The following is a 4,807-nucleotide window of genomic DNA, read 5'->3' on the forward strand; positions in this document are numbered from 1 at the left end:
AAGTGCGTAGCGATATTACCATCCCTTTGCCCACAGGTTTGCCGAAAAGTCCCCCAGGAAAGTTCTCCGAATCTCAATAAAAAAGTGCAGCTCGGCCATCAGCCTGCTGCACTTAGAGCTATCAACCCACAAAAACTAGAAAAGATATTCCGCTCTCTAGAACAGGCCCAGGGTGACCCACTTATCCAGAGGCAAGGTGGCGCCGATGCCCAAATAGAGGGTGACCAGGGTGCCGATCAAAAACACCGTCGTTGCTACGGGGCGGCGCAGCGGATTCTGGAACTTGTTGACGTTTTCGATGAAGGGCACAAACAGAAGGCCGACCGGAATGGCCGACATCAGGGCAATGCCCAGCAGCTTGTTGGGAGCAATGCGCAAAATGTGAAACGCGGGGTAGAGATACCACTCTGGCAGAATTTCCAGCGGCGTGGCAAAAGGATCCGCCGGCTCGCCCACCCCCGCCGGATCCATGACCGCCAGGCCGACAATCACGCCGATGGTGCCTAGGATCACCACCGGGAACATAAAGAGCAAGTCGTTGGGCCAAGCGGGCTCACCGTAGGTCATGTGGCCCATGTTCTTCTTCAGCTTGGCCAAAACTTTGGGGTTGTCCAGGTCAACTTTGCGTGTAATGACCTCAGTTGCTATTACTTGCTTCGAGACAGGCATAGCCGTTCTCCTTGTCTGGGGTAAAAAGGCTTAGCAAGAGGAACTTGGGGATCGAACCGGCCTGGGATCACAAGGGTCCAGAAATGCCCTGGCGGCGGATCATCAGAAAGTGCATAGTCATGAAGACCGCCGTCAGCCAAGGCAACACAAAGGTGTGCAGGCTGTAGAAACGGGTGAGGGTGGCTTGGCCAACGGCCTCGCCGCCCCGGATAAGCTGGACTAGGGCATCACCCACCACCGGAATGGCACTGGGCACGCCGGAGACGATCTTGACCGCCCAGTAGCCCACTTGATCCCAAGGCAGGGAGTAACCCGTAACCCCAAAGGAAACTGTCAGTACTGCCAAGATTACACCGGTTACCCAGGTCAGCTCGCGCGGCTTCTTAAACCCACCGGTTAGGTAAACCCGGAAGGTGTGTAGAATCATCATCAACACCATCATAGAAGCACTCCAGCGGTGGATGGAGCGCAGCAGCCAGCCAAAGTTGACCTGGGTCATGATGTAGTTGACCGATTCAAAAGCCTCGGCCACCGTCGGACGGTAGTAAAACGTCATGGCAAAGCCGGTGGCAAACTGAATGAGGAAGCACACCAGCGTGATGCCGCCGAGGCAGTAGAAGATGTTAACGTGGGGCGGAATAAATTTTCCGGTTGCGTCATCGACGAAAGGCGTGATCTCCAGCCGCTCGTCTAGCCAGTCGTAAACTTTGCTCATGATGCCTGCAATTTTTAGAGTTGGATATCCAGGGCGGGACGGGCCCACTCCACACAGCACTGTAACATAACTCGTTAACACGATCATGAAGTCGGGCTCAGCTTTGACACAGGGATCCGTATCCCAGCAGCCCAAACGCCTGCTGATGTCTCATCTTGTTCACGCTTCTTAGTATTTCTTAACTTCTTCCTTAGTCAAGATCCTCCGATGATTGCGCAGAAGCCGAGATCTGGGGAAAGCAGTTGGAGAGGGTTGGGGATCGGATGGGCGTTACGCCAGGCTGTCCGAGTCTTGTTGTTGGGGTGCCTGCTCTGGGCGGGCCTGAGCCTTGGCGCCTGTCAGGTGCAGGCCAGCCGCTGGGGGGAAGAGCAGCAACTGCTGGCCCAGGCTTGGGCCTATGTGGATCGGGCCTATGTGGATCCGGAGTTCAACGGGCAGAACTGGTGGCAGGTGCGGCAGCGCTTTCTCTCTCGGCCCCTCCAGGATCGGCAAGAGACCTACCGGGCCATTGAGGAGATGCTGGCAACGCTGGGGGATCCCTACACGCGCTTTTTGGATCGGGAGCACTACCTCAGCCTGCAGACTTCTACGGCTGGGGAGCTGAGCGGTGTCGGCCTCCAGATTGCCATCGACGAGCAGGGAGCGGTGCGGGTTATTGCCCCGATGGAGGGGACTCCTGCCGAGCGGGCGGGGATCCAACCTCAGGATGAGATCCTGGCGGTGGATCAGGTGCCAGTAGCAGGCCTGAGCCTGGACGAGGTGGCCGAACGGATGCGGGGTCCCAGTGGCACTCCGGTCAGTCTGCGGCTGAAGCGGCAGGAGCGCATTTGGGAGGTGGAGCTGGTGCGCCAGTCCATCCTGATCAACCCGGTGCGCACCGGTTTTTTCAAGCTGCCCCAGGGGGAGGTAGCCTACATCCGCCTCAGCCAGTTTAACGGCAATGCCGCCGCTCAAGTGCGTCAGGCCATCCAGGCCGCAGAAGCGCGAGGAGTGCAGGGCTACATCCTCGATCTGCGCAACAACCCCGGAGGGCTATTGCAGGCGGCCATTGAGATCGCCCGCTTCTGGATCCCCAAAGGCGACATCGTGCGGGTGACGGATCGCTATGGCATTCAGGACAGCATTCCCGCCACCGGCGAAGTTCTCACAGCAGCCCCCTTGGTTGTCTTAGTAAACCAGGGCAGTGCCAGTGCCAGCGAAGTCTTGGCGGGGGCGTTGCAGGACAGCGGGCGGGCACAACTGGTGGGAACGCGCACCTTCGGCAAGGGGCTGATCCAATCCCTGCTGGAGCTGGCGGACGGCTCCGGGCTGGCCGTGACCACTGCCAAATACCTCACCCCCAACGGCCACGACATTCACCGCCAAGGGATCCAGCCGGATGTGATGGTGGCCGAGGGCCCTCTTCCCCTAACGGCAGAAACCCTGGGCGGCCCTGAGGATGGGCAGTTGCAGCGGGCTTTGGAGGTGTTGGGGTCAACTTTGGCCGTGGCCCAGGGGATCCCAGCGGCAGCCAATACCTGAGGTGAGGAAGGGGGGCAGGGGGGTCTATCATCTCCGGCGGGGATGGGCGGGCCTATTTGTCTGCAATTCGTTTTAGGATTGGGTTGAGCTGTCAGTCGCTCTGGCATGAACGCCCTCCAGCAATTTCACTACTTCTTTAACTGTTGCATTGGCGCCTGGCACACCGAGCGCACCTACCACTACTTGGATCGCGGGGAGGTGGAGCGCTCCCGCACGGAGTTCACCATTCGCACCCTCACCCCTGAGCTTAAGGAGAAGGTGCTGAGGGACAACAACTACCCCAACCACGGCGTCGACGGCTTCTTGGGCTTCCACCTTGCCTTTGAGACTGTCTCTGAAAAGGGAGAGGAGGTGGGGCAAGAGCTGAACATGCTGTTTGTGCCCCGGCGAGAGAGCGCCCGTGGTCTTGAAGGTGACTATCTGCGCGATCGCGCCTATGAAGAGGAGCGGCCCATGGTGGCCGACTTCCGCTTTGATCCGCAATCCCTGCAACTGGTGATGACCACCACCTACACCCGCGTCGTTGCTGTGGATACCATCACCCTGCTCAACCCGCGCCTGCGCCTGCGGCAGATCCTCACCTACCAACGCCCCCCTCACGGTCAGCCCCTAGAGGAGCTGCTGCTGGTGGGGTTTGGGGTGGAGCAAAAGCTCACCTAGGGGGGTTCATCGGTGGAGCCGGAGTTGATCCCTCCCGAAGACTTGCGCCTGCCCCAGCATTTGGCCCGGATTCAGGCCAGCTTTGAGCGGGGACAATACCGCCAGGCTCTGGAACAGGTGAAACAGGCCCAAAGCCGCTACCCGCAAGCGGGCAAGCTGCGGCTCTGGCAGGCCTTGGCCCAGGAGGCCCTTGGAGAGACCCAGGAGGCGATCCGCTTGGTGCAAACCTTGCTGGGCAACCCGGATCCGGAGGTCGCTCAACAGGCCCGCTACGTGTTGGGCATCTGGCAGGCACCTCGTCTGCGGCGACCAGCAGAGTGGTTGCTCGAAATCCCAGATCTCAGCCACCTGGAAGAGGCCAAGCCGGGGGAACGCCGTCTGGTCTATGAGCGCCTCCGCCGTCCAGCTTCCCTGCCGAAAGTCGCTGATCCCAGCCGCAGCGAGGCTGCTTCCCCCTTGAATACCCAACGGCTGACGTGGGTGTTGATCGGGATCCTTTTCGCTCTGCTGGTGGCGATGGCCTGGCTGCCCTAGCCCAGCCCTGGGTTGGTGCAGAGACAGGCCGCCTGACCCAAAAGCAGCAACAGCCGCCCTCGTCGCCCCTGAGTTGAAGAGAGATACTGGGAATAGGGATGGCTGTAACCCTTGGCTGCAGATGCTGGGCGAGCGTCCCAGTCGGATCCCGGGCAACAGTAGGTAACCAGCGGAGGTTGAGAGTGGCTACACAAACATTGGTCATGGATGCGGTAGAGCAGTTGGGCCTGCGGGTCACTCTGGGAGACATTGCCTCCAGCACAGGCCTGGCCCTAGAGGAGGCCAAACAGGAGTTGCTGCAGTTAGCCCAAAAGGCTGGGGGGCATCTCCAGGTTTCGCGGCAGGGGGAGATCGCCTACGTTTTCCCGCCCGACTTTCGCGACATTCTCAAGCGCAAGGAGCAGCAGGATCGGCTGGCGGTTTTGCGACGCAAGCTGTGGGGGGGGTTTCTCTACGGCCTACGCATCTCCTTTGGCATCCTGTTGGTGGTGTCGATTATCCTCATCACCCTGGCGTTGATGGCTCTGCAGATGGCCAGTAGCCGTGAGGAGGACAACCGCAGCCGCTCGCGGGGAGGGGGGGTCTTCTTCTATTTTCCCGACCTCTGGGTGGGCAACCCCTTCTGGAGTCCCTACGGGGGCTATTCCGGTCGGGCGCAACCCCGCCGGGAAAAATCGGAGATGAACTTTTTGGAGGCGGTGTACAGCT

Annotated in this window: 5 protein-coding genes and 1 pseudogene; 4 read left to right on the forward strand and 2 right to left on the reverse strand. The window is 60.0% G+C overall.

Translation table 11 applies throughout. The features are described 5' to 3' along the window. Positions 1–156: 156 nt before the first annotated feature. Positions 157–669 carry a cytochrome b6-f complex subunit IV gene (gene petD / locus NW841_RS11855; protein ID WP_414365321.1) on the reverse strand — a complete coding sequence of 171 codons (513 nt, stop codon included), beginning with the start codon at positions 667–669 and terminating at the stop codon, positions 157–159. Between the two features lie 67 nt (positions 670–736). Further along, the gene (gene petB, locus NW841_RS11860) at positions 737–1,384 is read right to left on the reverse strand and encodes a cytochrome b6 (protein WP_011430625.1); all 648 of its coding nucleotides are present in this window, start codon (positions 1,382–1,384) and stop codon (positions 737–739) included. Positions 1,385–1,591: 207 nt separating this feature from the next. Between petB and NW841_RS11865 the strand changes: the two genes are divergently transcribed. The 4 genes and pseudogenes from NW841_RS11865 to NW841_RS11880 all read left to right on the forward strand — a co-directional run. After that, the gene (locus NW841_RS11865) at positions 1,592–2,905 is read left to right on the forward strand and encodes a S41 family peptidase (RefSeq protein WP_414365324.1); all 1,314 of its coding nucleotides are present in this window, start codon (positions 1,592–1,594) and stop codon (positions 2,903–2,905) included. Positions 2,906–3,010: 105 nt separating this feature from the next. Continuing rightward, the gene (locus tag NW841_RS11870) at positions 3,011–3,565 is read left to right on the forward strand and encodes a phycobiliprotein lyase (RefSeq protein ID WP_414365326.1); all 555 of its coding nucleotides are present in this window, start codon (positions 3,011–3,013) and stop codon (positions 3,563–3,565) included. Positions 3,566–3,577: 12 nt separating this feature from the next. Continuing rightward, entirely contained in the window at positions 3,578–4,099 is a 522-nt protein-coding gene (locus NW841_RS11875) for a hypothetical protein (protein ID WP_414386547.1), read from the forward strand. A gap of 182 nt (positions 4,100–4,281) precedes the next feature. Then, a pseudogene (locus tag NW841_RS11880) lies at positions 4,282–4,807 on the forward strand (hypothetical protein); the annotation flags it as partial.

Source organism: Synechococcus sp. H60.3, from assembly GCF_047462295.1.
Classification (GTDB): domain Bacteria; phylum Cyanobacteriota; class Cyanobacteriia; order Thermostichales; family Thermostichaceae; genus Thermostichus.

Bases quoted from the DNA above. Each gene is read 5' to 3' on its own strand.
- petB (WP_011430625.1), bottom strand. From the start codon at position 1,384: ATGAGCAAAGTTTACGACTGGCTAGACGAGCGGCTGGAGATCACGCCT.
- petD (WP_414365321.1), bottom strand. From the start codon at position 669: ATGCCTGTCTCGAAGCAAGTAATAGCAACTGAGGTCATTACACGCAAA.
- NW841_RS11865 (WP_414365324.1), top strand. From the start codon at position 1,592: ATGATTGCGCAGAAGCCGAGATCTGGGGAAAGCAGTTGGAGAGGGTTG.
- NW841_RS11870 (WP_414365326.1), top strand. From the start codon at position 3,011: ATGAACGCCCTCCAGCAATTTCACTACTTCTTTAACTGTTGCATTGGC.